The organism is Pseudomonas sp. 1912-s, from assembly GCF_029269205.1.
Classification (GTDB): domain Bacteria; phylum Pseudomonadota; class Gammaproteobacteria; order Pseudomonadales; family Pseudomonadaceae; genus Aquipseudomonas.
The window spans coordinates 6,742-32,974 of sequence record NZ_JARIXR010000047.1 but is presented as its reverse complement, the minus strand read 5'-3'; the positions used below and the strand labels follow the sequence as shown (position 1 = coordinate 32,974).

Below are 26,233 nucleotides of genomic sequence, written 5' to 3'. Positions count from 1 at the left end.
TTCGTAGCGCTCGAGCCACTTGTATGCGGTTTGGGGGCTGATACCGAACCGTCGACACAGTTCTCGTTTATTGCTGCCGGGCTGCCGGGCAAAGGCAACGAACTCTTTTTTCAGGCTCATGGCGTCTCTCGTATTCCAGGGCATGATGGTTTTCCGGCGAAGTTAGCTCGCCGAAAAGTGTCCACCATGTCCCCGCACACCCGTCAACCATGTGTCCGGTCCGTACAAAAAGCGGCAAAGTAACCAAAACGCTCTGCCCCGCCTGTCGGCACCTCGCTAAGGCTCGGTGTTCCCTCACTCCGGCGATGCTCCGCGGGCCGCCGCGATGGGCCATCCTTGGCCCAGCGCGGCTAAACCGGCGTCCTGCYGGTTTACCCGCTCCGCACCACCTGCGTTCGGCCTCGGGCTTATTGGGGCAGTCAGAGCCAGATCAARATCAAAAGCAAGAGCACAGCGGCCTACAGGCCGGCTTGAGTGGTAGAAGCCASAKCAAAAGCCARAGCGAAAGCAGAGCTGCTTTTCTGTAGGAGCCGGCTTGCCGGCGAAAAACCTGAGAGCGYCGCGTTGAATCAGTATGCCCGCGTCATCGTTAACGACCATCGCCGGCAAGCCAGCTCCTACAGGGGATCGTGCTCGCTTTGGATTTTGATTTTGCTTTTGCTTCACACCACTCAAGCCGGCCTGTAGGCCGCTGTGCTGTTGATCTGCTTTTGATCTTGATCTTAGGCGCCCCGTTAAACCACGCTGGCCGAACGCAGGTGGTGCGGAGCGGGTAAACCGGCAGGACGCCGGTTTAGCCGCGACGGGGCAGGGACGCCCCGTCGCGGCGGCCCGCGCAGTAGTACCGGAGAGAGGGCACACCGAGCCCAAGCGAGGTGCCGAGTGGTGGGGCAAGAGCCTTTTGGTTACTTTTGGGCTCCTTTCAAAAGTGACCCGCTGTAAGAGCGGAACCCATCGAAGCCATCACCCAAATAACGGATATGTACACCACCCAGAAAAGCCCTACCGCAAGGGCCCCAAAACCTGCCGATACCGCTCCACCCCCTGGCCCGTCTCCCGCACCAAAACCACCTCGATCCCCTGCGGATCCTCCTGCCGATTCCCGCTCAATTGCCGCCACCCCTTATCCCAAACGCGGACCTGCAAATCCCTGACCTGCCCAAGCACCGCCACCGCATCCCGGGGCGCAGGCAGCGGATACCGATCCCGCGCCGGTGCCGCCGCCCGGTACAGCGTGTCGCCCTTGAGCCACCACCGCACCCGCTGCAACCCGTCCCCAGGAATCGGAGCACTGCGGATCACCTCCAGTCGAAACCCCTTGCTGTCCGAACTCCTCACCGACACCGCCGCCAACGCCCCAGGCCTGGGCGCCTCGTCGACAATCGGCTGCCCCAACTCAACCCCCGCCCGCAAGCTCACATCCAGCTGCATCTGGTTCAACGCCCGTAACAGCCCCTCAACCTGCTCGCTGCTGGCCTGCAAATGCTGATCAGCGCGGGTCACGCTGTCCAGCCCGCGCCAGGCAATCACGCTGACCACCGCCATCAGCATGATCGCCACCATCACCTCGATCAGCGTAAAACCCTTCTGATCATTCATGCGCCACCACCCGCAACAACCCCGCCGCATCCCGTTGCACACTCAAGCTGTGCTGCCCATCCGACAGCACCACCCGTACCGGCGGGTTCACCCATTCGGCATCCAGCACCAGGGTTTTCCCCGGCTCGATGCGCACCTGCATCGGCGTGTTGTCCCAGGCCCGTGGACGCAGTTGCTGATCACCGCTGAAGTTCTCCAGTCCCAGACCGTCATCGGTAACGCGGCTGAAGCGAAACCCCTTGGCATCGGCCTTCCAGGTAATCGCCCGACCATCGGCACGTGCCTCGGCCTGGGCCACCTGCAGCAGTTGACTCAACCGTTCAGCGTCCTTGCGCAACAGGTGCAGCGGGTCCGGCTTGATGCTCAGGCTGATGGCCGCACTGGCGATGCCGATGATCACCAGCACCACCATCAGCTCGATCAACGTGAAGCCCTGCTGTTTCATTTTTTGCTCCCTGACGGACCGCTGAAATAAAAAGGTGTGAATTGCCCTGTAGCCTGAAGCAACGGACAAACAGGAGGTCCCGCCCATGGCATTCACCCATCGTTTTTCACCCGCCCACGGCGTGCAGGCTGTGGCGTTGTTGGCAGCGCTGGCGGGGGTGGCGACCTGGACGCCGCTGCTGCTCACCTCGGCCGAGTCGCACACCCCGCAGGCCGCGCCCCAGGCGTTGGCTGCCCGCAGCGACAACCCGGCGCTGCAATGGTTTTCCAATACCCCGGCGGTCATGCAGATCAAGGTCTCCGGTGTGCTTGCCGGGGCGCGTGGCGCGGTGGCGATCCTCAGCCTCAACGACGGCCCGCCCCGCAGCTTTCTGTTGGGGGAACGCTTAAGCCCCGGCGTGCGCCTGACGGCCATTGAAGGCGACAGCGTGGAGATCGAACGTGGCGCCGAGAAAATCCGCGTGCCCCTCGACAAGTTGCCCGACGGCCCGGCCTTGCCCAGCCTCACTCGGCAGTAACCGCGCGCTTCACGGGCGGGCGCCCCAGCACCGTCTCCAGGCGTGCCAGGGGCGGCGCTTCACGGGTGGCGTCCAGCACGTGCACGCTGACCTGGAACAGGCGCCCGTCCGGCCCGTTGCTGATGGTCTGTTCGCAACGCAGTTTCAGCCGGCCCTGGTCGCAGTCGAACGTCTCGCGCCCCGGGCTCAACCGACCTTCCAGGCGCAGTTCCGCCAGGCGACTCTGGGCCGCCAGCAACGCCATGGATTTGTCCCGCAGCAGGCCGTTGCTGGTGGTCATCAGCCCGGCCACGCGCACGGCAGCGGCCATGGCCACGGCGATGATCGCCAGGGCCACCAACACTTCAATCAGGGTGAAACCTTGCTCGTTGCGGGGGCCGCCCATGGCGTACTCAAAACCGGGAAACAAGCCCGCAGACTAGCCCCGGGAGTTGACCGATTGGCGACCAAAGCTCCCGAGGATTTTCAACGTGACTGACATGTGTTCTTGCAACACTGCGCCACGAAATGCACTCAAGCCAAGGAATGTCGAGATGGATATCGCACACTTCACGTCCCCGCGCAGGCAGCGTGGTTTCACCCTGATCGAGATCATGGTGGTCGTGGTGATTCTGGGGATTCTGGCGGCGCTGGTGGTGCCCAAAGTGCTCGACCGCCCGGACCAGGCACGGGCCACGGCGGCCAAACAGGACATTGGCGGGCTGATGCAGGCCCTGAAACTCTACCGCCTCGACCATGGCTCGTACCCCAGCATGAACCAGGGCCTGAAGGTGCTGGTGGAGCGCCCGGCCGATGCGAAAAACAGCAACTGGCGCGCCTACCTCGAGCGCCTGCCCAACGACCCATGGGGCAACCCGTATCACTACCTCAACCCGGGGGCCAACGGCGAGGTGGATGTGTTCTCCCTCGGTGCCGACGGGAAACCGGATGGCGACGGTGTGAACGCCGATATCGGCTCCTGGCAGCTGTAAGGCCGGCGATGAACAGTCATTCGCCCTCCGTGGCGAAGCAGCGCGGCATGGCCATTATCAGTGCCTTGCTGATCGCGGCCGTGGTCGCGGTGATTGCCGGCGCCATGCTCACGCGCCAGACCGTATTTACCCGCAGCCTGGAAGCCGAACAACTTCGCATCCAGGGCCAATGGCTGTTGAACGGCGGCCTGGAAACCAGCCGCCAGATCCTTTGGGACGCGCGCCGCCAGGACGTCTTGACCCGGCTCGATCAACAATGGGCACGGCCCCTCGGCGGTGCGTTCGAAGGTCGGATTGAAGACGAGCAGGGCAAGTTCAACCTGCGCAACCTGGTGACCCAGCAACAGCCGGACGCCGTGCAATTGCAGCGCTTCGAGCGCCTGTGCCAATTGATCGGCATCGACCCGGCCGTGAGCCGGCGCATCAGCCGTCGCGTGATCGACTCCTACGACCAACGCGTGGGCGCGGCCTCATTCACCGGGGGCTTCAACAGCAGCCGCGACACCTCGCCCGGTGCTGCAGTGCCCTTGATTCCGGCCAAATACCCGATGTTGCGCAGCCTCACCGACCTCAGCGGGATTGAAGGCCTCGACCCGCGTCAGCTGCGGCGCATGGCGAGCTACGTCAGCGTGCTGCCCGGCAACACCTGGGTCAACGGCAATACCGCCAGCGCCGAGGTGCTCAGTGCTGTGGTGCCGGGGCTCAGCCTGTCGCAGGCCCAGGCACTGGTGGCCGAGCGCGACGGCGGGCGCTGGTTTATCAATCGCGGGGATTTCGTCAACCGGTTGCGCATGCCCCAGGTGGCGGTGGACACGGTGCAGGTGGGGATTACCAGTGAGTGGTTCCGCGTGCAGGGCCAGGCGCGCCGTGAGCAGCGTCGGGTCACCCTGGAGGCGTTGCTGTATCGCCCCGAAGACCGCCAGCCCCAGGTGATCTGGTCGCGGGTTGGCGTATGAAACGTCTGCGCATTGCGTTGCCGCCGCTGGATGAACTCACTGCCGAGAGCCCGGTGCAGTTCGCCTGGCTGGACCGCGCGGGGCAGGTCAGCCAGCAAGGGCAGGGCAGCCTGATGCAATGGGCGAATGCCCAGGCGGAGTTTTTTCTGCATCCGCGAGACAGCCTGCTGACCAGCCTGGAGCTGCCGCAATTGGCCTCGGCCAAGATCGACGATGCCGTGACCTGTGCAGCGCAGGCGCTGATCCTCGGCCCGGTGGAGTTGATGCATGTGGCTCACGGTCCACGGGAAAGCAATGGCCTGGTGCAGGTTGGCTGGTTGCCCAAAAGCAGCCTTGAGCACTTGGGCCGGGTAACGACCCCGTTGAAAATCAAAGTGCGCGGCCTGTACCCGGCGCCCTACGCGTTGCCGGTCGGCGGGCAACCGAGTGCAGCCTTCAGCGAGGGTTATTTGTTGCTGCGCCACAGCGTGCAGCAGGGCGCCGTGCATCCCCTGGGACAGCAGGCGCTGGATGACCTGCTTGCCACCGGCGTCGAGGTGCAGCAAGTGGCGGGCGACGCCCGCTGGAGCGGCGCCCTGCCGGGCTGGGGGTTGCACGGTCGGCTTCAGCCAGCGGCAACCGGTGGCTGGGGCCGGGCGCTGGCCTGTACGGCGCTGGCGGTGGTGATCTGGACCCTGGGTCTGAACCTCTACGCCGCCCGCCAGGTCGACGAAGGCCAGCGCCTCAAGGCGCTGATGAGTCAACAGGTACGCCAGGCGTTCCCCGAGCTGCCGGTGATTCTCAACCCGCTGCAACAAGCCCGTCAGCAACTGGCCGCCCGCCAGAGTGGTGCGGCGGCCGAGCCCGGCCAGCGCTTCACCGGCTTGCTGGCACTGGCGGGCAGCAGCCTGCCGTCTTTGGCGGGCAGCGTCGACAGCCTGACCTACGCCCAAGGCCGTCTCCAGGTGAGCCTGCAGCCCGACGCCCGCAGCCCGGCGCTGGCGGCTGACGCGCAAGCGCTGCTGGCCCAGGCCGGTTTCAGCGCCAGCCGCGACGACCAGGGTTGGACCCTCGGCCCGCTCACCGAGCAGGTCGAAACCGATGCGGACGAAGAGGCCGAAGATGAATAAGCGCTGGCAGCTGCTGCGCCGCCAGGCCGAGGTGTTCTGGCGCGGCCTGGCCCTGCGGGAAAAACGCATGCTGATGGGCGCCGGGTTGGTGCTGGCCGGTTTGCTGATCGGGGTGCTGTTGATTCAGCCACCGCTGAAGAAGATCGATTACTGGCAGGCCGAAACCCCAAAACTGCGCAGCCAGGCCGAGGCGTTGCAGGTGCTGCTGCAAGGTGTCGCCACTGCCCCGAGCAGCGGTGACCTGGAAACCGCCTTGCACCAGTCCCTCGACAACGCCGGGCTACAGGGCCGCTATCAATTGCAGCCGCAGGAAACCGGGAGCTGGCGCCTGACCTTTGAGGACGCTCCGGCGGATGCCGTGGTCGACTGGCTGCTGGCCAACCCCCGGCCCTTTTCCCTGGAAGTCTCCGAGGCCCGCCTGCAACGCGCAGGCGAGGCCACCCCTTCACACTCGGCCGGCACCTTGTCCGGGACCGTTCGCATGGATCAGGCGCCTGGCGCTAAGGAAGCTTCATGAAGTCGTCATTGCCCAATGCTGCGCCTTTTCGCAAGGTCGCCCCTTTGCTCCTGTTGGCGCTGGGCGCGTGCAGCAACCCCCAACCCTCCAAACCGCTGTTGGTGGACAGCGAACTCGGCCAGCCCCTGGCCGACACCCGGCGCAGCGGCGACACCGCACTGGACCGCCAGCGCGAACCGCTGCCGCCACCACGGGTGCAGCACCCGGTGAGCAACAGCGCCCGCAGCCACGCCGCTGCACCGGCCAAGGCGCGCAACCCGTTGGGTGACCAACCGGTGCAACTGAACTTCGTCGACGCTGATATCCAGGCGGTGGTGCGTGCCTTGTCCCGTGCCACCGGCCAGCAGTTTCTGGTAGACCCGCGGGTGAAAGGCAACCTGACCCTGGTCAGTGAAGGCCAGGTACCGGCGCACCAGGCCTACGACATGCTGCTGGCAGCACTGCGCATGCAGGGCTTCAGCGTGGTGGATGTGGGCGGGGTGGCCCAGGTGGTGCCGGAGGCGGATGCCAAGCTGCTGGGCGGGCCGATCTACAGTGGCGCCAACCCGGGCGGGCAGGGCATGCAGACCCGCACCTTCCGCCTGCAATACGAAAACGCCGTGAACCTGATCCCGGTGCTTCGTCCGATCGTGTCGCCGAACAACCCGATCAACGCCTACCCCGGCAACAACAGCATCGTGATCACCGACTACGCGGAAAACCTCGCGCGGGTGGCGCAGATCATCGACGGCATCGACACCCCGAGCGCTATCGACACCGACGTGGTGAAAGTGCAGAACGGCATCGCCGTGGACATCGCCGCCATGGTCTCGGAACTCCTCGAAACCCAGGGCGCCGACCAGACCCAGAAAATCAACGTGATCGGTGACCCGCGCTCCAATTCCATCATCATTCGCGCCGGCAGCCCGGAGCGCACCGAGCTGGCGCGCAACCTGATCTACAAGCTGGACAACGCCCAGAGCAACCCGAGCAACATGCACGTGGTGTACCTGCGCAACGCCCAGGCCGGCAAACTGGCGCAGTCGCTGCGGGGCCTGCTGACCGGCGAGAGCGACACCGGCAGCAGTGACAATGCGCGGGGAAAACTCAGCAGCATGGGCGGCAACACCCAGACCGGCCAGGGCAGCACCCAGAACAGCAGCGGCGCCCCCACCGGCAGCGGCACTGCCCAGCCCAGCGGTTATGGCCAGGACGCCAGCGCTACCGGTACTTCCTCCGCCAGCGACCAGAACACCGCGTTCAGCGCCGGTGGCGTGACGATCCAGGCGGACGCCACCACCAACACCTTGCTGATCTCGGCGCCGGACCCGCTGTATCGCAACCTGCGGGAGGTGATCGACATGCTCGACCAGCGTCGCGCCCAGGTGGTGATCGAGAGCCTGATCGTCGAGGTTGGCGAAGACGATGCCAGCGAGTTTGGTGTGCAGTGGCAGGCCGGGAACCTGGGCGGGAAGGGTGGCTTTGGCGGGGTCAACCTGGGGGGCAGCGGGTTGAATGCCGCGCCCACCAGCAAGACCAGCATTGACGTGCTGCCCAAGGGTTTGAACATCGGGCTGGTGGACGGCACGGTGGATATCCCGGGGATTGGCAAGGTGCTGGACCTCAAGGTGCTGGCCCGGGCGTTGAAGAGCAAGGGCGGGACCAATGTGCTGTCGACACCGAACCTGCTGACCCTGGACAACGAGGCGGCGAGCATTTTTGTGGGGCAGACGATTCCGTTTGTCACCGGCAGTTATGTGACGGGTGGCGGGGGCACCAGCAACAACCCGTTCCAGACGGTGCAGCGCGAGGAGGTGGGGTTGAAGCTGAACGTGCGGCCGCAGATTTCCGAGGGTGGGACGGTGAAGCTGGATATCTACCAGGAGGTCAGCAGTGTCGACACGCGGGCCTCGGTGGATGCGGGGACGGTGACGAACAAGCGGGCGATTGATACGAGTATTTTGCTGGATGACGGGCAGATCATGGTGCTCGGCGGGTTGTTGCAGGATGGCTATAGCCAGAGCAATGACGCGGTGCCGTGGTTGTCGGATATCCCTGGGTTGGGGGCGTTGTTCAGGAATGAAAAGCGCAGTGTGACGAAGACGAATTTGATGGTGTTTTTGCGGCCCTACATTATTCGCGACAGTGGGGCGGGGCGCAGTATTACGCTGAATCGCTATGAGTTTATGCGCAGGGCTCAGGGTGGGTTGCAGCCGGAGCACAGCTGGGCGATGCCGGATGTGCAGGCGCCGCAGTTGCCTTCGGTGGATAAGGCGATTCCCGAGGCGCAGGGGGTTAGGGCGGTGATTCGGGCGGTGCCGCGGTGATGCTTTTTCGGGGGCGGGATGGTGTACATATCCGTTTCTTCGGTAACGGCTGCTTAGGGTTCCGCTCTTACAGCGGGTCACTTTGGAAAAGCCCCAAAGTAACCAAAGGGCTCTGCCCCGCCTGTCGGCGCCTCGCTGGGGCTCGGCGTTCCCTCACTCCGGCATTGCTCCGCGGGCCGCCGCGACGGGGCGTCCCTGCCCCGTCGCGGCTAAACCGGCGTCCTGCCGGTTTACCCGCTCCTCAATCCCTGCGTTCGGCCTCGGGCTTATTGGGGCAGTCAGATCAAGATCAAAAGCAAGAGCAAGAGCACAGCGGCCTACAGGCCGGCTTGAGTGGTAGAAGCCAGATCAAAAGCCAAAGCGAAAACAGAGCTGCTTTTCTGTGGGAGCTGGCTTGCCTGCGATGCAGACACCTCGGTTTTTCAGATGCACCGAGGCGAGGCCATCGCAGGCAAGCCAGCTCCCACATTTGACCGTGCCCGCTTTAGATTTTGATTTTGCTTTTGCCTTTGCTTCACACCACTCAAGCCGGCCTGTAGGCCGCTGTGTTCTTGATCTGCTTTTGATCTTGATCTTAGGCGCCCCGTTAAACCACGCTGGCCGAACGCAGGTAGTACGGAGCGGGTAAACCGGCAGGACGCCGGTTTAGCCGCGACGGGGCAGGGACGCCCCGTCGCGGCGGCCCGCGGAGTAGTACCGGAGTGAGGGCACACCGAGCCTAGGCGAGGTGCCGAGTGGTGGGGCAAGAGCGTTTTGCTTACTTTTGCGCTGTTCAAAAGTGAGCCGCTGTAAGAGCGGAACCCTAAGTAGCCATAACCGAAGGAATGGATATGTACACCAACCACCGGACACAGCCATGAGCCTACTCCCCTACGCCTGGGCCAAATCCCAGCGCATCCTCCTCCACCCGGGAACCCAGGGCCCGACGCTGACCATCTGCCCCTCAACCCCGGGCTGGTCCATCAGCGAAGTCCATCGCCAGTTCGGCCAGACCCAGCTCGTCCAGGTGCGCGACGACGAACTCGACGGCCTCCTCGCCACCGCCTATGCCGACACCGGCAGCGCCGCCGCCGTCGTGGGCGCCGCCGAAAACGAGGTGGACCTCGACCGCCTCATGCAAGACATCCCCGAAATCACCGACCTGCTCGACACCCAGGACGGCGCCCCGGTGATCCGCATGATCAACGCCTTGCTCACCCAGGCCGCCCGCGACGAAGCCAGCGACATCCATATCGAACCCTACGAAACCCACTCCGTGGTGCGCTACCGCGTCGACGGCACCCTGCGTGACGTGGTGTCCCCGCGCAAGGCCCTGCACGGCGCGCTGGTCTCGCGCATCAAGATCATGGCCCAACTCGACATCGCCGAAAAACGCCTGCCCCAGGACGGTCGCATCGCCCTGCGCGTGGCCGGTCGCCCCATCGACATTCGCGTGTCCACCGTGCCCACCGGCCACGGCGAACGCGTGGTGATGCGCCTGCTGGACAAACAAGCCGGGCGCCTGCAGCTGGAAACCCTCGGCATGGACCCCGCCGTGCTCGGCAAACTCGACACCCTGATCCGCCAGCCCCACGGCATCGTGCTGGTCACCGGCCCCACCGGCAGTGGCAAAACCACCAGCCTCTACGCCGCCCTGGCAAGGCTGGACGCGAGCACCAGCAATATCCTCACCGTCGAAGACCCGGTGGAATACGACCTGCCGGGCATCAGCCAGATCCAGGTCAACGCCAAGATCGACATGACCTTCGCCCTGGCCCTGCGGGCGATCCTGCGCCAGGACCCGGACATCATCATGATCGGCGAAATCCGCGACCTGGAGACCGCACAAATTGCCGTGCAAGCCTCGCTCACCGGCCACCTGGTGCTCGCCACCTTGCACACCAACGATGCCGTTTCAGCAGTCAACCGCCTGATCGACATGGGCGTCGAACCGTTTCTGCTGGCGTCCTCTTTGCTCGGCGTATTGGCCCAGCGCCTGGTGCGCCGTTTGTGCCCGCACTGCAAGCAGGAAGACCCGGCAGCGCCCGGCACCTGGCGGCCGGTTGGGTGCGCGCAGTGCAACCAGATCGGCTACAGCGGCCGTACCGGCATTCATGAATTGTTCTGTATCGACGACGAGCTGCGCAGCCTGATTCACCAGGGCGCCGGCGAGCAGGACTTGAGAGCCGCCGCCCGCCGGGCCGGCATGTTCAGCATGCGCGAAGACGGCGAGCGCTGGGTGCGCAGCGGCGCCACCGCCCCCGAAGAAATCCTGCGCGTAACACGGGACGCCTGATGAACCGATACCGCTACGAAGCCGCCGACGCCACCGGCAAGCTGGAGTCCGGGCACCTTGAGGCAGACAGCCAGAGCGGCGCCTTTGCCCACCTGCGCAGCCGTGGCCTCACGGCCTTGCGGGTGCAGGTCGAGAACAACACCCCGCCAGCCGGCGGTAGCAGTCTGTTCAGCGCCAAGCTCTCGGACAACGACCTGGCGTGGGCCACGCGGCAGCTGGCGAGCCTGCTGGGTGCGAGCCTGCCACTGGAGGCGGCGTTGAGCGCCACGGTGGAGCAAGCCGAGAAAAAACACATCGCCCAGACCCTGAGCGCGGTGCGTGCCGACGTGCGCAGCGGCATGCGCCTGGCCGATGCATTGGCCGCGCGGCCGCGGGATTTTCCGTCGATTTACCGGGCGCTGATCGCGGCGGGGGAGGAGTCCGGCGACCTGGCCCAGGTCATGGAGCGCCTGGCCGATTACATCGAGGAACGCAACAACCTGCGGGGCAAGATTCTCACCGCGTTTATCTACCCGGGCGTGGTGGGGCTGGTGTCCATCGGCATTGTGATTTTCCTGCTGAGCTATGTGGTGCCCCAGGTGGTCAGTGCGTTTTCCCAGGCCCGTCAGGACCTGCCGGGGCTGACCCTGGCGATGCTCAATGCCAGTGACTTTATCCGCGCCTGGGGCTGGCTGTGTTTTGCCGGGATCGTGGGCGGTTTCTGGGGCTGGCGCCTGTACCTGCGCAACCCCGTGGCACGGTTGAGCTGGCACAGTCGCGTGCTGCGTTTGCCGCTGATCGGGCGGTTTGTGCTGGGGCTCAACACCGCGCGGTTTGCCTCGACCCTGGCGATTCTCGGCGGCGCCGGTGTGCCGTTGTTGCGGGCCCTGGAAGCGGCGCGCCAGACCCTGTCCAATGACCGCCTGAGCCAGTGCGTCACCGACGCCACCGCCAAGGTGCGCGAGGGCGTCAACCTGGCCCCGGCGCTGGCGGTGGAAAAGGTCTTCCCGCCGGTGCTGATCCACCTGATCGCCAGCGGCGAAAAGACCGGCTCGTTGCCGCCGATGCTGGAGCGTGCGGCGCAAACCCTGTCGCGGGATATCGAGCGTCGGGCGATGGGCATGACTGCGTTGCTGGAGCCATTGATGATCGTGGTGATGGGCGCCGTGGTGCTGGTCATCGTCATGGCGGTGCTGCTGCCGATCATCGAAATCAACCAGTTGGTGACCTGACTGCTGACGAAGCCCGCTCCCACATTTGAACTGCGTTTCTTCAACACTATTTTCGAGTGCCTGACACGCGGGTCCCAACCTCGGGTTCCTCATTCTGTCATCTGCCCAACCCCACCACTCGGCCCGTAACGCCTCCAGCCCGGTGCTCGAAACCCGGGCTGAAACCTCGCTGTCACCTCACCCCCAAACCGTTCAAAAGTGTGACCAAAACACCCGAGAATCTTTTTAAAAATCAAGCCGTTCCTCCCGAGGTTTTTTCCTTTGACTGTCATCGGATGCTGCGAGATTTCATACCCATGGCCTCACCCCTGGTGACCCCCGGAACACAGCCCGGGACCGAAGCCATAGCGTCATCTACCCCAACGTACAAACACGACGAAAGGAGCTTCTTCATGTTTAAGCGCAACGTTCTCGCGGTATCCATGACCCTCGCTGCACTGTGCTCGGCCCAGGCTGCAATGGCTGACGTCAACGGCGGCGGCGCCACCCTGCCACAACCGCTGTACCAGACTGCCGGCGTATTGACTGCCGGTTTCGCCCCGTACATCGGCGTGGGCAGCGGCAACGGCAAGGCTGCTTTCCTGAACAACGACTACAGCAAGCTGGACGCCACCGTCACCGGCAAGAACGTGCACTGGGCAGGCAGCGATTCCAAGCTGTCTTCTACCGAGCTGAGCAACTACGTGTCTGCCCATGGCTCTGCCTGGGGCCCGCTGATCCAAGTGCCTTCGGTGGCCACTTCGGTTGCCATTCCGTTCAACAAGGCCGGTGTGGCGGGTAAAACCGTCAACCTCAGTGTCAACGATCTGTGCGGTGTATTCTCGGGTCGTCTGACTACCTGGGACCTGATCCCGGACTCCGGCCGTACCGGCCCGATCACCGTGATCTATCGCAAAGAAAACAGCGGCACCACCGAGCTGTTCACGCGCTTCCTGAACGCCAAGTGCAGCCCGGCCCTGGAAGGCGGCACCTTTGCCGTGACTCAGGCCTTCGGCAGCAGCTTCTCCGGCGGCTTGCCGGCCGGCGCACTTAACCCATTGCAACAAGCCAACCCGGCCGGTGGTTTCTACGCCGACACCAGCGCTGGCGTAATGAGCACGCTGAACGCTGCTGACGGCCGCATCACTTACATGAGCCCGGATTACGCGGCCGCTACCCTGGCCGGTCTGGATGACGCCACCAAGGTGGCAACCGTCGCCGGTGTTTCGCCTGCTCCAGGCAACGTGTCGGCGGCCATCGGCGCGGTGGCTGTACCTGCCATCGCCAACCGTACCCTGCCCAACAACTGGGTCCCAGTGTTTGCGGCTACCACCAGCGCTACCGACCCAAGCGTCGTCGCCTACCCAAGCACCGGTTACCCAATCCTGGGCTTCACCAACGTGGTGTTCAGCCAGTGCTACGCCAACGCTGACCAGACCTCCCAGGTCCGCACGTTCTTCACCCGTCATTACAACACCAACGCGTTCAGCAGCAACGATACGGCTATCCGCAACAACCGCTTCGTGCCACTGCCAACCACCTGGAAAACCGCAATCAACGACACCTTCCTCAGCGCTGGCAGCGACCTGAGCATCGGCAAGTCGAACATCTGCAACGGTATTGGTCGTCCGCTGTAACCCAAGCGTTCCACGACCCCGCAACACCGATCAGCAACGGCCTGTGCCGTTGCTGATTTTTTTTTCGTTAACAGCCTCATATGAACTTTCGATGACAGAAGTTCAGTCCCGTCCCTCGCCAACCGCCTAACCCTCATACATGAGCGTGTCTTGCCCCCGGGCGATTACAAATAAGGAAGATTCCTGATGGTCCGCTGCACACCACTGGTTAACCTGAATGCCCGGGCGCCGCGCGCCCAGACAGTCCTGCGCCTGAAGCCACTGGCCCAGGCCATTGCCTTGTTGATGGTGGCGGGCAATGCCCATGCCGCTTCGGCGGCGTTCAGTTCCGGCTGGTTTGCCGACAAGGGCGCCTCCCAGGCCACCACGGCGGCACGTCTCGGCGCCGGGCAGGTGCCGGGGATCCCGGCGTTGAATCAACAGGCAAAGGTCAATCAGCAACTGGCACGGTCCATCAGCACGTTGAACAACAGCGTCGCGGCGATTGCCGCCCAGCAGGCGGCTCAGGCGGCCGGCCGGCAGGCTGCGCTTGGCCAGGTCTCGACGATTCCCGATGGCCTGGGCAAAGGTGGCCTGCAGGTCGACAATAGCCTGACCCAAGGCTGGGTCAATGCCAAAGGGCCGACCCAAAGCCAGGCCGGCGGCAAGACCACGGTGACCATCGAGCAGACCGCCGACAAGGCGATCCTCAACTGGGAAACCTTCAACGTCGGGCGCAACACCACCGTGGATTTCCAGCAGCAGTCCAACTGGGCCTTGCTCAACCGGGTCAACGATCCCAACGCACGGCCCAGCGAGATTCAGGGTCAGATCACCGGCGCCGGGACGGTGATGATCATGAACCGTAACGGCGTGGTCTTCAGCGGCACCAGCCAGGTCAACGTGCGCAACCTGGTGGCCGCCGCCGCCAACATCACCGATGAGCAGTTCACCCAGCGCGGGATTTACGTCGACATCAACGGCTCCCAGCCGACCTTTACTGATGCCGCGGGCAAGGTCGAGGTGCAACGTGGCGCGCTGATCCAGACCCACACCCCGACGCGGTCCACCGACTCCGGCGGCTACGCCTTGCTGTTGGGCTCCGAGGTCGAGAACGCCGGCACGATCATCACCGCCAAGGGCCAGACCACCCTGGCCGCTGGCGACAGCTTTTATATTCGCCGTGGCGTGGGCACCTCGGGTAACCAGAACTCCACCACCCGTGGCAACGAAGTGGCCACCAGCCTCAAGCCGGGCAGCGGTGCGGGCAAGGTGAGCAACAATGGGCTGATATTGGCTGCTACGGGCGATATCACCCTGACCGGGCACCAGGTGCAGCAAAACGGCGTGGCCCTGGCCAGCACTTCGGTGGACAACCGGGGCACCGTCCACCTGCTCAACTCGGTCACCGATACCACGGGCAGCGTGACCCTGGGGCAGGGCAGCACCACTGCAATCCTTCTCGACAACACCGGCAACACGGCGCTTAACAGCCAGCGCGACAACGGCCTGATCAACCTCGATGGCCGCCCGGACGCGGTCAATATGGCCACCGGGCGCTTCAACAACCTGAGCACGGTCAGTGACCGTATCGATCAGTCCCGGGTGGAGATCGTCAGCGGCGGCACCGTGGAGTTCAAGGACGGCTCGATCACCCTGGCCACCGGCGGCCAGGTCGCGGTGACGGCGGGCCAGCGCAGCCTGGTGCGTGACGGAGCGATGATCGATGTGTCCGGCGCGATTGGCGTCAAGGTGTCGATGGAATCCAACAACATCAAGATCAACGTCCAGGGTAACGAACAGCGCGATGCGCCGGTCAACCGTGACGACGGCCAGTTGATCAACAACGATGTGTGGGTTGATCTGCGTGACTTGGTGTTTGTGCCTGCGGGCACCAACGGCTACGCCACCGATCGCTGGTACACCGCCGGTGGCCTGCTGGAAGTCGGCGGTTACCTCGGCACCCAGGGGCATACCGTCAGCGAGTGGATGGCCCAGGGCGGCACGCTGACGTTTACCGGCAAGGAAGTGGTGACCGAGCAGGGCGCCCAGTTCAACCTGTCGGGCGGTACGATTGATGTGCAGGACGGCTACATCCGGCAAAGCTGGCTCAAGGGCCCGGACGGTCGCCTCTATGAGCTGTCCAAAGCACCGGGGGACATTCTCTACTCGGGTTTCTACAAGGGCTTTGAAGACGCCAGCGCCCGCTGGGGCCGCACCGACCATTACTACAACCCGCTGATTGCCGCGCAGCAACGCTACGAGGCGGGTTACACCGTAGGCCGCGACGCGGGCAAGCTGGTGATCGGCACCACCAGCGCGGTGCTTGAAGGCCAATTGATCAGCGACGTGTTCCAGGGCGATCGCCAGAGCAGCACCCCGACGATCAACATCGATGGCTATCAGCAGTCGCAAAAGGCTGCCGCGCAACGCGCGCAACTGATCATCGGCAGCTACACACCGGTGTTCAATAAAAGTACCGGCACCTTGCGCTACAACCTGAACCCGGTGACCGGCGAGATTCTGTTCGAGCCCGGCGCGCAAAAGATCGCCGATGGCCTGGACCTGGACACGGCCTTGCCCGCTGACCGCCAGGGCAAGGTGATGCTTGACAGTGACCAACTCAACGGCTTCGAACTGGGCGCGATCAAAGCCGCCGCCACGCAACAGATCAACGTCAACGGTGCGCTTAAAGTGGCCGACGGTGGCGACATCACCCTGTTTGCGCCTCGGGTGGCGGTCAATGCCAACCTGACTGCCCACGGTGGCAGCCTCAATGCGGGCAACCTGCTTAACCAGCCGGACAAAGATCGCAACATGGTTGTCGGCGATGTGTACCTGCTGCCAACGGCAGGTACCCAGGCTTTGGTCAAGGTGACCGAAGGGGCCAGGCTGGATGCTTCCGGGCGCTGGAGCAACCTGGCGCAGGACGGCGTCAACAACGCCGGCGCGGCGTATCTGAATGGCGGCAAGGTGTCGCTGCGCAGCACCGGCGATGTGCAACTGGCGCCAGGCAGTGTGGTGGACGTGTCCTCCGGGGCCACCATTGGCCTGGACGGCAAGGTCATCGGTGGCAAGGGCGGCAGCGCGACTCTGGCGGCCTTGAACGCGCTTGAGCTGGGCAGCGAGATTCGCGGTTACGGTGTCAGCGGCGGCGGCACGCTGGCCGTACAGGCGCGCAAGGTGCAGATTGGCGATAACGCCGGTTCGCCGGGCGACGACACCCTGCACCTGGCAGGGGACTTCTTCAACAAGGGCTTCTCGGCTTACGACATTACCGGCAACGAAGGGCTGCTGGTCACTGACGGCACCCGGGTCGATGTGTCCATGCCGGTCTACCGTTTGGGCGAACAGGCTCTGTCCACCCCAAGCGGCAGCGACCCGACCACGGCGCTGGAGCGCTGGACACCTGGGCTGTACCAGGAAGACGCCGTCAAAGGCGTGCTGACTCAACGCCGTGGTGCCAGCCTGAACCTCAACGCCGGTACCACCATCGCTTCAGGCGCGCTGGCCGCGACCACCGCCCTGACCGTCGGCAAAGGCGCGGTGATTAGCGTCGACCCCGGCCAGGGGATCAACCTGCGCAGCATCGGCCAATTGACCGTCGACGGCACGCTCAATGCCTGGGGCGGCACGGTGAGCCTGGCGGGCTTGAGCAGCGCTGACGCCACACAAGTCGAAGGCAATGGCCATGGCCGCTCGATCTGGGTCGGCGAAACAGCGGTGATTGACGTGGCCTCGCGGGCGGTGACCGCTGTTGACAATCGTGGCGGTGTGTATGGCCAGGTGCGTAATGGCGGCCAGATCACCGTCGGTGGCGATGTTGATCCGGTCACCGGCATAGCCAAGGCCAGCGACCTGTTTGTGGTGGTGCGCGAAGGTGCACGCCTGGATGCGTCCGGCAGCCAGGCGCTGCTCGATCTGCCGGGCCAGGGCCGCGCGCTGGTGGCCAGCAACGGCGGCAACATTGCTTTTGCTTCCAACAACGGGTTGTACCTGGACGGCAGTTTCGTGGCCAATGCCGGTGGCGCCGGAGCGGCCGGCGGGCGTCTGGCGCTGGCACTGGAGTCGCCGTATTACTTGAAGCTGCACGTCAAGGACCGTGTGCTGCCGGTCCGTGAACTGGTGATCAACCGTCAACATCAGGCCAGCGCCTTGCCCGACAACGCAGAAGCGGCGGCAGACGCGTTGATTTACGGTCACGGCGCACTCGGAATTGACCAGATTCAGGCCGGTGGTTTTGACAACCTGACAGTGCTGGTGCGGGGGGCGTTGAACGTTGACGGTGATGCCTCGCTGCACATGGGGCAAAGCCTGCAGCTGTATTCCGGCGGTATTGGCCTGACCCGTAACGCGAACCCGACTTCGCAGATTAATCTCAGTGCTCCCCATGTGCTGCTCAGCGGCTTGCTTGAGCCGGACAAGCCCGGGATGGAAGCGTGGACCCGGGCGTATATCCGCGATACCTCGCCGACTTTCCGCAGCCAGGGCGTTTTGACCGTCGACAGCGACTTGCTGGACATCCGCGACCGCTTCGCCTTTGGTGCCGATCAGGGCTTCGATCAGGTCCGGCTCAACAGCCGTGGCGACCTGCGCTTCCTGGCGGGGAGCGACGGCGGCAATACGCCCAGCGGCTTCAGTACCCTCTTGAGTTCGGCGGGCGACATGACCCTGCGCGCCGCGCGCATCTACCCGGGCTCCGAGATCAAGGCCCAAGTGCTGGTGGGCGGTATCGGCGTCAATGGCAATCAAATGATCTTCGACCCGACGCGCACCCTGACGATTGAGAAGGTCGGCGATGACAATGGCGTTGCACCGGACTCGGTGTTCGGGCGCCTGCAACTGGGTGCCGCCACCATCAAGCAGGGCGGCGTATTGCGTGCGCCGCTGGGGTTGATCGAACTCGGCAACCTGGGCAGTACCCAGGTCGAATTGCTGCCCGGCAGCCTGACCTCGGTCAGCGCCAAGGGCCTGGTGTTGCCGTATGGCGGCACCGTGGATGGCCAGGTTTATCGCTATAACGGCAAGACCGTGGTCTTCACCGGGCAGGGCGGGATCGGAGCGACCAACGGTGGAGAGCTGTCGGTCGGGGTGATTTTGGGCGGCAAGTCGGTGGACGTATTGCCCGACGCCACGCTGGACCTGTCCGGTGGCGGCGAATTGTTGGGTGCCGGCTTTATTTCCGGGCGCGGCGGTTCCACCGATGCGCGTTTCAACCCGCTGGTGCAGTTCGGGGCCAATGGCGGTTTCACCTTGCCGGGGCTGAGCACCAACCCGGTCTATGCCATCGTGCCGGGCGTGCAATCAGGCTATGCGCCGGTGGCTGGCGAAGCCGGCGCCAGTACCCCGCTGCTGGGCCAGCAGATCACCATCGGTGCCGGCGTGCCGGGATTGCCGGCAGGCACCTACACCTTGATGCCGTCCACCTACGCGTTGAAACCGGGGGCCTTCCGGGTTGAGATCAACGGTCTCGCGGCACAGGGCAGCGACGGCGCCACCACGCTGATGCGCAACGGTTCGTGGTCGACGGCCGGGCAACTGTCGATTATCAACACCGGCATTCACAACAGCGTGAACAGCCAGGTGATCCTGACCTCGGCCGACACCTTGCGCCGCTACTCCCAGTACAACGAAACCAGCTACGCTCAGTTCGCCATTGCCGATGCCGCCAGGCTCGGTGTACCACGGCCAATGCTGGAAGTGGACGCCAAAACCCTCAAGCTGGCGTTTAACGGCGGCGGGGGCAAAGAGACGTTCTCGTTCCAGGGCGTTGGCAACTTTGAAGCGGCGAAAGGCGGCTACGGCGGCACGGTGGGTGTGATCAACCTGGGCGGTAGCACTGCCGAGAGCCGAGAGACCCAGATCGTTGATGCCAACAGTCCCTTGCCAGCCTACGAGGGCCTGACCCTCACCGCCCAAAGCCTTAATAATCTGGGCGCCAAGCGCCTGATTATCGGCGGTTTGACCCAAGTGGAATATGGCCGTAACGGTAATATCATCCAATTCCCCTACGGCGCTAACACCGTGGGTTACGGGATCACCCTGCGCAGCGGTGCAAGCCTGTCGGCGCCGGAAGTGATCATGGTGGCGGGCACCGGCGATATCGTGGTCGAGCAGGGCGCTTCGATCAGTACTCTTGGGCGCGGTGCGGCGGCCTATGACGCGCGTGACGGCTTTGTTTATAAGGGCGTGCCAAGCATGCTGGCCGTGTCCAACGGCCTGCTCAATGTGCTGCCTTACGTAAACCTGACCAATAACCCCTCGGGCGGAATCAAGATCGGCGTGTGCCCGAGCGGCAATTGCTCGGGCCAGACCTCGATCTATTCCGAGGGCAGTATCATCGCGGCGACCGACACCGCTCTGCAGCTGGACGACCAGGTGCGCTACGGAACCCGCCACCTGGCGCTGGCCCTGAGCAATATCAACGTCGGCAGCGCGGCGGGGCTGGCCGATGCCGCTGCGCGCAATGTGTTGCCATCAGGCCTGACCCTTAACCAGCAAGTGCTCGAACGCTTGATGCGCGGAGACACCCAGGCCGGTGCTCCGGCGCTGGAAACCCTGCAACTGTCGGCCGGCCAGGCGTTCAACTTCTACGGCACCACCACCCTTGATACTTATGATTCGGTGACCGGCAAGTCGTTGCTGAGCAATCTGGTGCTGTCGACGCCGGCGATCTACGGTTCGGGCAATGCCGATGATGTGGCGAGCATTCACACCGCCAACCTGATTTGGCAAGGCGCCACAGGCGGGCCTGGCGCGGTCATCAAGAACGGTGCCGGTAATGGCAGCGGACGCCTGGATATCAACGCCGAGCGTATCGAGTTCGGTTATGGGCCTTTTGCCCAGGCAAACACCAACACGGTCTTTGACCGTTTGGTACTGGGCTTTGCCAACGTCAACCTGAATGCCAGCGAGCGGATTACGGCCAACTACAAAGGCAGCCTGTCGGTGTATCAACGCCAGGGCGCGTATGACCCGGTCACCGGTTTTGCCTACAGCGGCGGCAACCTCAACATCGTGACGCCGTTGATGACCGGTGAAGGCGGCTCGCTGAACCGCATCACCGCTGGCGGCACGATTGATGTCGCAGGGGCTGCCGACACCCGTGGTGCGGCCACAGGCTACGGCGGCGAACTGTCGTTCAAAGGTCAAACCGTTCGCCTGGCCACCGCTGTGGTCTTGCCGAGCGGCAAGGTCACGCTGGAGGCCACTGACGATGTGGTGCTGACCGATCAAGCGTTGATCGACGTGGCCGGTCGTGCGGTGGTGTTCAACGACATCACCCAATATGGCGCAGGCGGCGATGTGCTGCTCGACAGCCGCAATGGCAATATCCGGCAGGCGGCGGGCTCGACCATCGACCTGTCGGCCAAGTACAACCAGGGCGGCAAATTGCGCGCCGTGGCGGTGAATGCGGCCGGTGGGATAGTCGACCTGCAAGGCAAGATCCTGGGGCGCAGCAGCGGTTACTACAACGCGGGTGGCACCTATGTGCCGTATGCAGGCGGCATCGTGGAAATCCAGGCCCAGCGCCTGGGCGCCAGTGGCTCGCTGGATCAGCAGTTTGCTGAACTCAACCAGCGCCTGAACCAGGGCGAAGTGTTCGGCGCGCGCAGCTTCCAGCTCAAGCAGGGCGACCTGACCATCGGCAACGGCCTCAAGGCCAACACCCTCAACGTCTCGGTGGACAACGGCAGCCTGCGTGTCACCGGCTTGGTGGATGCCAGCGGTGAGCGCGTCGGCAGCATCAACCTGGCGGGCAAAACAGGCCTGACCCTCGACGGCAGTGCCGTGCTGGATGCCCACGGCAGCCAGGTGCGGGTCGACAGCTACGGCAAGATCATCGACTCACCGAACCGGGCGATGGTGGTGCTGGGGTCCGGCACCGGGCAACTGACCCTGGGCGATGGCGCGACGATCGACCTGCGTCACGGCACGTCAGGCACGGCAGGCAATGACGGACGTAATCGCGGCACCCTGGAGTTGAACGCACCGCGCATCAACACCAATGACATTGCCATTGATGCCCGTGGCAACCTGACGATCCAAGGCGCACGGGTGATCACCCTCAACGGCATGGCGACTTACGACGATGCGCCGCTGATGACCGACCCGACCGCCAGCGGCAAGCCGTACCAGGTCATCGATCAGGCGTACCTGGATGGCAAGCACGTGCTGAGCACGGCGTTTATCAACGCCGCGTTGCAAAACACCACTCTGTTGAACAACAAACTGGCCGGTTTGAACAACGCCACTTACGCCGACGCGTTCCACCTGCGCCCGGGCGTGGAGATCATCAGCAAGACCCCGGACGGCGACCTGGTGGTGCAGGGAGATGTCGACCTTTCCGGCTACCGCTACGCCAGCCTCAACCCCAACACGCAGAAAACCTCGGTGTATGGTTCGGGCGAGTCCGGCAGCCTGACGTTGCGGGCCGGCGGCGACCTGAACATCTATGGCAGCCTCAACGACGGCTTCTCGCCGCCACCGGAAACGATGAATGACAAGGGCTGGCTGTTATTGGCGGGCCGGGACTTCACCGGCGGCGAGATCATCGTGCCGGGCAATGGCGTGGTCCTGGCCGATGGCACTACCTACATCGGCGGCTCGGTGCTGAACTACGATTTGCCGATCAAAGGCATGACCGTGGTGGCCGGCACCCGCCTGCCAGCCCGGGCAACGCTGGCCCAGGACCTGACCTTGCCGGCAGGCACTGTGCTCGCGGCCGCGGTACTGGATGCGTCGGGCACTGTGTTGTTGGCGGCCGGCACGCTGTTGAACCAGCCGTATACCCTGCAAGCCGGGGTGCAACTGGAAGCCGGCACCTTGCTGAACCAGCCCACCCAACTGCGAGCCATGATCTGGCCCAAAGGCGTGCCATTGCCTGGCTTGAACGGGGCTTTGGACGGGGGCAAGAATGTCGTCACCCTGGATGGCAATATCGCCCTGGCGCGTGGCGCGCTGATTCCGGTCGGCACCGATGTCAAGCTGGTGGGCGGGGTGGATTCGATTGAGTTGCGCCCTGAAGTGGCCGGGCGGCAGGGGCAACTCTGGGCCATTTCCCCAATGCTGGCCGAAGGTTCCCAATCCTGGTCATTGCGTCTGGTCGCCGGGGCTGACACCGAGGCTGCGGACAGTCGGCTGCTCAAGCCGGACCCGAGCAGCGGCACGCTGCGTCTGGCTGACAGCCACTACGGTATGTTCGCCAAAGAGTTGCCGCCTAAAGGGGTATTGGTCTGGACTGCCCATGCGGTTAGCGACCTGGGAGACGCAGGGGTGGTGATCAAAGAGGGCGACCCGGTAGATCAATCCATTCTGGATGAGTTCGGCCTGGGTTCGATTGCGGATTTCTGCAACAATTTCCCGGATTACTGCGGCGCCAAAGCGGCCTTTGCCTGGAGCAAACAGGCCGCCGATGAACTGGCTGAGCAGGGGATTATTGTTCAGGCCGGAAGTGCGATGGATGACGCCTGGATGCTCGAAATGGTAGGCCAGACCGTGGCGGAATTCTGCCAGGGCACACCGGCGTATTGTGTGGCCATGGGCGGCAAGGAGTACGCGCCAACCCCGTCAAATTCGCTGTTCAGCGTGGTCCGTACCGGCACCGGCGACTTGCAATTGTTGAGCGCGGGCAACCTGACTGTGAACTCGACGTACGGGGTGTACACGGCCGGCACCTCGTCCACCACCACTGAGGCGGGCGACCCTTTCAACCAGCCGCGCGCCCTGGCGGGCGGCACCACGGTACTCAAGGATCCCAACAGCTACTTCGAACAGTTCGTCAATGGCGGCAGCCAGAGCCTGTACCGCGCCTGGTACCCGGAGGCGGGCGGTAACCTGACGCTGAACGTCGGTGGCAACCTGACAGGCCACCTGGATGCCGGAGGTCTCTCAGTCCCTTCGCGCCCCGACCCCTATGACGGGGGCAGCAATACGGCCGAAGTCGGCACCTGGTTGTGGCGACAGGGCAGTGGCAATTTCGCAACCGGCGGGCAGGCCCAGCCCACGGCGTGGTGGATCAACTTTGGCACCTACACCAATATCGTCGCTGACAACCTGGTTGGCTTCACCGGTTTCGGCACGTTGGGTGGCGGTGATCTGGATGTCAATGTGGGCGGCGATGCGGGCACGTTGAACATCCCGAATTTCGTTGGGGATCTCACCAACAAACGTACCCAGGGCCTGGTACTGGCAGTCGGCAGCACCGGCCGGGTAAACAGCGACGGCAGCCTGCAACTGACCGGTGGCGGCGACATGCGGGTGCGCGTCAGCGGTGCGTTCAACCCTGTCGCCACCCTGGAAGTTCCCGACAGTCGTAATGGCGTGCTGGTGAATACTCGCGGCAATGTGCAAGTGCAGGCCACCAGCATCGGGCGCATCGACTTGCAGTACGGTGTCGGGATCCAGGTTCCTGGCGAGGTCCGTGCGCAGGAACCGCTGCGGGCCAGCCGAAGTGCGCCGCAAGGTGGCCTGACCCTGGTGGCAGGCGACTCTACGTTCAGCTTGCAGACCTTGGGCGACCTGGTGGTGCAGACGGTTGAAGATGCAGGGCGTGTGCACCAGTACAACCGCTCTGCCTTCAGCCGTGACGGCGTGAACGGTGGCTCCAGCAGTTGGTTTAGCTTATGGACCCCAAACACCGCCATCGATCTGTATGCCGAGGGCGGTAACCTGACGCCTTTTGTCCGCGCTGCGGCTAACACGGATATGGCGGTCGTCTATCCATCGATCGTCAGGGCGACTGCGGCCAGCGGCAGTCTTTACTATGGCAAAGCCGCCACATTTCGTGATTTCCCCAGCTACACCTACCCGCTGCTCCTGGCCCCTGGCAAAAACGGGCAACTGCAGTTCTTGGCGCAGGACTCGATTTACGCCGGTGGTTTTACCGTCACCCAGTCCGGTTCGGCGCCGAGCAGCATGGCGACCCCCTGGAGTCCGGCCATTGTTGCCAGCCTGGGAGCGAGCAACTACGGCAACACGTCCAGCACGGGCAACTACAACACCTACGGCAACCAGGGGCTGTCGTTGTTCGCTTTCGGCCCGGGCACAGCCGCTGAGCCGTTGAGCAACAGGGCGGATCCTTCACGTTTCTACGCCGTGACCGGGGATCTGGTTGGCGTCAGCAGCGGCCGGATCATCGGCTACAACACCATCAATGTGCCTCATAACGGAGAGACCTGGTACGAAGGCAGCCGGCCGGTATGGATGATGGCCGGGCGCGATATCGTCAGCAGCGGTGCCAACCCCAATGACAATGGCGAGATTTATCCGGGCGTGCTCACCACGGGCAACCTGTTCGTTCACAACAACGCCACCGACATTTCCATCGTTTCTGCCGGACGCGACATTATCTACAGCAGCTTTAACATCGCAGGGCCTGGCGCGCTGGAGATCACTGCCGGGCGCAATATCGTGATGGACGACAAGGTCAGCGTGACGAGTCTCGGGCCGATCCTTGCCGGCGACTTGCGTCCAGGCGCAAGCATCGTCATGCAGGCCGGTGTCGGTGCCAACGGCGGGGATTACCAGCGCTTTGTGGCGGCTTACCTCAACCCGGCCAACCAGCTGGCCGCGGGTGAACCGTTGTCGGCCTCGGGCGGCAAGGTGGCCAAGACCTACGAAAACGAACTGGTGGCGTGGCTGACCGAGCGCTTCGGTTTTGCCGGTGACAGCGAGCAGGCCGTGGCTTACTTCATGCAATTGCCGGCCGAGCAGCAACGGGTGTTTGCCCGTGAGGTGTACTTTGCCGAGCTGGAGGCGGGCGGTCGCGAGTACAACGAGAGCGGCGGTGTACGGCAAGGCAGTTATGCCCGTGGCCGGGCGGCGATTGCGGCACTGTTCCCGGAGAAAGACGTGGCCGGCAACACCATCACCTACCAGGGCGATATCCGCCTGTTTGGCGGGGCAGGTGTACACACCAACTTCGGCGGCTCGATCCAGATGCTCACCCCCGGCGGTAGCCAGACCTTCGGTATCGAAGGCGTGGCACCCCCGGCTTCTGCGGGGGTGATCACCCAGGGCACGGGCAACATTCAGCTGTACTCCCTGGGCAGCATCCTGCTGGGCCAAAGCCGCATCATGACGACCTTCGGCGGCTCGATCATGGGCTGGTCGGCCGAGGGCGACATCAACGCCGGTCGCGGTTCCAAGACCACCGTGGTGTACACGCCACCCAAGCGTGTCTACGACAACTGGGGCAACGTGAGCCTGTCGCCGGCGGTGCCGAGTACCGGTGCGGGCATCGCGACCTTGAACCCGATTCCGGAGGTGCCGGCCGGCGACATCGACCTGATCGCGCCGCTGGGCACCATCGATGCGGGCGAGGCGGGGATTCGCGTCTCCGGCAACATCAACATCGCCGCGTTGCGGGTGGTGAACGCGGCGAACATCCAGACCCAGGGCAAATCGTCCGGGGTGCCGGTGTCGGCCGCGGTGAACACCGGGGCCATGACGTCGGCGAGCGCGGCCGGTGCGGCGGCGTCACAGGCGGCGGAAGATGCCGCCCGCAGCCAGCAGGCGGCGGCCAAACAAGGCCGGGCGTCGATTGTCACGGTGGAAGTGTTGAGCTTTGGCAGCGAGCCGGTGCAGCACAAGCCTGAGGACGGGCAGAAGACCTCCGGCTACAACCCCAACAGCCCGGTGCAGGTGCTGGGTGCCGGACCATTGAGTGACCAGGCGCGGGCGCAGTTGACGGATGAGGAGCGCCAGCAGATCAGCTTGTAGTTTCGGAAA

At 64.1% G+C, this 26,233-nt stretch carries 14 protein-coding genes; 10 read left to right on the top strand and 4 right to left on the bottom strand.

Translation table 11 applies throughout. The features are described 5' to 3' along the window. The 3 genes from P3C29_RS30795 to gspH form a co-directional block, all read right to left on the bottom strand. Positions 1 to 144 (bottom strand): helix-turn-helix domain-containing protein (locus P3C29_RS30795; protein ID WP_275966268.1); only part of this gene is annotated, 144 nt, incomplete at its 3' end. 858 nt (positions 145 to 1,002) lie between these two features. Further along, positions 1,003 to 1,599 carry a type II secretion system protein GspJ gene (locus P3C29_RS30790; protein ID WP_275966266.1) on the bottom strand — a complete coding sequence of 199 codons (597 nt, stop codon included), beginning with the start codon at positions 1,597 to 1,599 and terminating at the stop codon, positions 1,003 to 1,005. Further along, positions 1,592 to 2,044, bottom strand: a complete 453-nt coding sequence (gene gspH, locus P3C29_RS30785) for a type II secretion system minor pseudopilin GspH (protein WP_010173465.1) — start codon at positions 2,042 to 2,044, stop codon at positions 1,592 to 1,594. Before gspH ends, P3C29_RS30790 begins: the two co-directional genes overlap by 8 nt. Before the next feature lie 85 nt (positions 2,045 to 2,129). On the opposite strand from gspH, the gene P3C29_RS30780 reads away from it, so the two are divergent. Continuing rightward, the gene (locus tag P3C29_RS30780; RefSeq protein WP_010173463.1) at positions 2,130 to 2,561 is read left to right on the top strand and encodes a type II secretion system protein N; all 432 of its coding nucleotides are present in this window, start codon (positions 2,130 to 2,132) and stop codon (positions 2,559 to 2,561) included. On the opposite strand, the gene gspI is transcribed toward P3C29_RS30780, so the two are convergent. After that, positions 2,548 to 2,946: a type II secretion system minor pseudopilin GspI gene (gspI, locus tag P3C29_RS30775; protein ID WP_275966265.1), complete on the bottom strand. Its 399-nt coding sequence runs from the start codon at positions 2,944 to 2,946 to the stop codon at positions 2,548 to 2,550. The genes P3C29_RS30780 and gspI overlap by 14 nt on opposite strands. A gap of 148 nt (positions 2,947 to 3,094) precedes the next feature. On the opposite strand from gspI, the gene gspG reads away from it, so the two are divergent. The 9 genes from gspG (at position 3,095) to P3C29_RS30730 (ending at position 26,224) form a co-directional block, all read left to right on the top strand. Next, positions 3,095 to 3,532: a type II secretion system major pseudopilin GspG gene (gspG, locus tag P3C29_RS30770; RefSeq protein WP_010173458.1), complete on the top strand. Its 438-nt coding sequence runs from the start codon at positions 3,095 to 3,097 to the stop codon at positions 3,530 to 3,532. 8 nt (positions 3,533 to 3,540) lie between these two features. Next, positions 3,541 to 4,488, top strand: coding sequence for a type II secretion system minor pseudopilin GspK (gene gspK / locus P3C29_RS30765; RefSeq protein WP_275966264.1), 948 nt, complete (start codon positions 3,541 to 3,543; stop codon positions 4,486 to 4,488). Further along, positions 4,485 to 5,597: a type II secretion system protein GspL gene (gene gspL, locus P3C29_RS30760; RefSeq protein ID WP_275966263.1), complete on the top strand. Its 1,113-nt coding sequence runs from the start codon at positions 4,485 to 4,487 to the stop codon at positions 5,595 to 5,597. The genes gspK and gspL overlap by 4 nt, the downstream gene beginning before the upstream one ends. Next, entirely contained in the window at positions 5,590 to 6,114 is a 525-nt protein-coding gene (gspM, locus tag P3C29_RS30755) for a type II secretion system protein GspM (protein WP_201123263.1), read from the top strand. Before gspL ends, gspM begins: the two co-directional genes overlap by 8 nt. Beyond that, entirely contained in the window at positions 6,111 to 8,420 is a 2,310-nt protein-coding gene (gspD, locus tag P3C29_RS30750) for a type II secretion system secretin GspD (RefSeq protein WP_275966262.1), read from the top strand. The genes gspM and gspD overlap by 4 nt, the downstream gene beginning before the upstream one ends. A gap of 856 nt (positions 8,421 to 9,276) precedes the next feature. Further along, positions 9,277 to 10,695: a type II secretion system ATPase GspE gene (gene gspE / locus P3C29_RS30745; RefSeq protein WP_010173448.1), complete on the top strand. Its 1,419-nt coding sequence runs from the start codon at positions 9,277 to 9,279 to the stop codon at positions 10,693 to 10,695. Continuing rightward, entirely contained in the window at positions 10,695 to 11,906 is a 1,212-nt protein-coding gene (gspF, locus tag P3C29_RS30740; RefSeq protein WP_275966261.1) for a type II secretion system inner membrane protein GspF, read from the top strand. Before gspE ends, gspF begins: the two co-directional genes overlap by 1 nt. Positions 11,907 to 12,298: 392 nt before the next feature. Then, a complete protein-coding gene (locus P3C29_RS30735; RefSeq protein WP_201123267.1) occupies positions 12,299 to 13,522 on the top strand; it encodes a substrate-binding domain-containing protein in 1,224 nt (407 codons plus the stop codon). Positions 13,523 to 13,708: 186 nt separating this feature from the next. Then, positions 13,709 to 26,224 (top strand): filamentous haemagglutinin family protein, encoded by a 12,516-nt coding sequence (locus P3C29_RS30730; RefSeq protein ID WP_275966260.1) that lies wholly within the window; start codon positions 13,709 to 13,711, stop codon positions 26,222 to 26,224. Positions 26,225 to 26,233 lie beyond the last annotated feature (9 nt).

Coding starts and splice junctions, on each gene's coding strand:
- gspK (WP_275966264.1), top strand. CDS start 3,541: ATGAACAGTCATTCGCCCTCCGTGGCGAAGCAGCGCGGCATGGCCATT.
- gspE (WP_010173448.1), top strand. CDS start 9,277: ATGAGCCTACTCCCCTACGCCTGGGCCAAATCCCAGCGCATCCTCCTC.
- P3C29_RS30790 (WP_275966266.1), bottom strand. CDS start 1,599: ATGAATGATCAGAAGGGTTTTACGCTGATCGAGGTGATGGTGGCGATC.
- gspD (WP_275966262.1), top strand. CDS start 6,111: ATGAAGTCGTCATTGCCCAATGCTGCGCCTTTTCGCAAGGTCGCCCCT.
- P3C29_RS30735 (WP_201123267.1), top strand. CDS start 12,299: ATGTTTAAGCGCAACGTTCTCGCGGTATCCATGACCCTCGCTGCACTG.
- gspM (WP_201123263.1), top strand. CDS start 5,590: ATGAATAAGCGCTGGCAGCTGCTGCGCCGCCAGGCCGAGGTGTTCTGG.
- gspF (WP_275966261.1), top strand. CDS start 10,695: ATGAACCGATACCGCTACGAAGCCGCCGACGCCACCGGCAAGCTGGAG.
- gspL (WP_275966263.1), top strand. CDS start 4,485: ATGAAACGTCTGCGCATTGCGTTGCCGCCGCTGGATGAACTCACTGCC.
- P3C29_RS30730 (WP_275966260.1), top strand. CDS start 13,709: ATGGTCCGCTGCACACCACTGGTTAACCTGAATGCCCGGGCGCCGCGC.
- gspI (WP_275966265.1), bottom strand. CDS start 2,946: ATGGGCGGCCCCCGCAACGAGCAAGGTTTCACCCTGATTGAAGTGTTG.
- gspG (WP_010173458.1), top strand. CDS start 3,095: ATGGATATCGCACACTTCACGTCCCCGCGCAGGCAGCGTGGTTTCACC.
- gspH (WP_010173465.1), bottom strand. CDS start 2,044: ATGAAACAGCAGGGCTTCACGTTGATCGAGCTGATGGTGGTGCTGGTG.
- P3C29_RS30780 (WP_010173463.1), top strand. CDS start 2,130: ATGGCATTCACCCATCGTTTTTCACCCGCCCACGGCGTGCAGGCTGTG.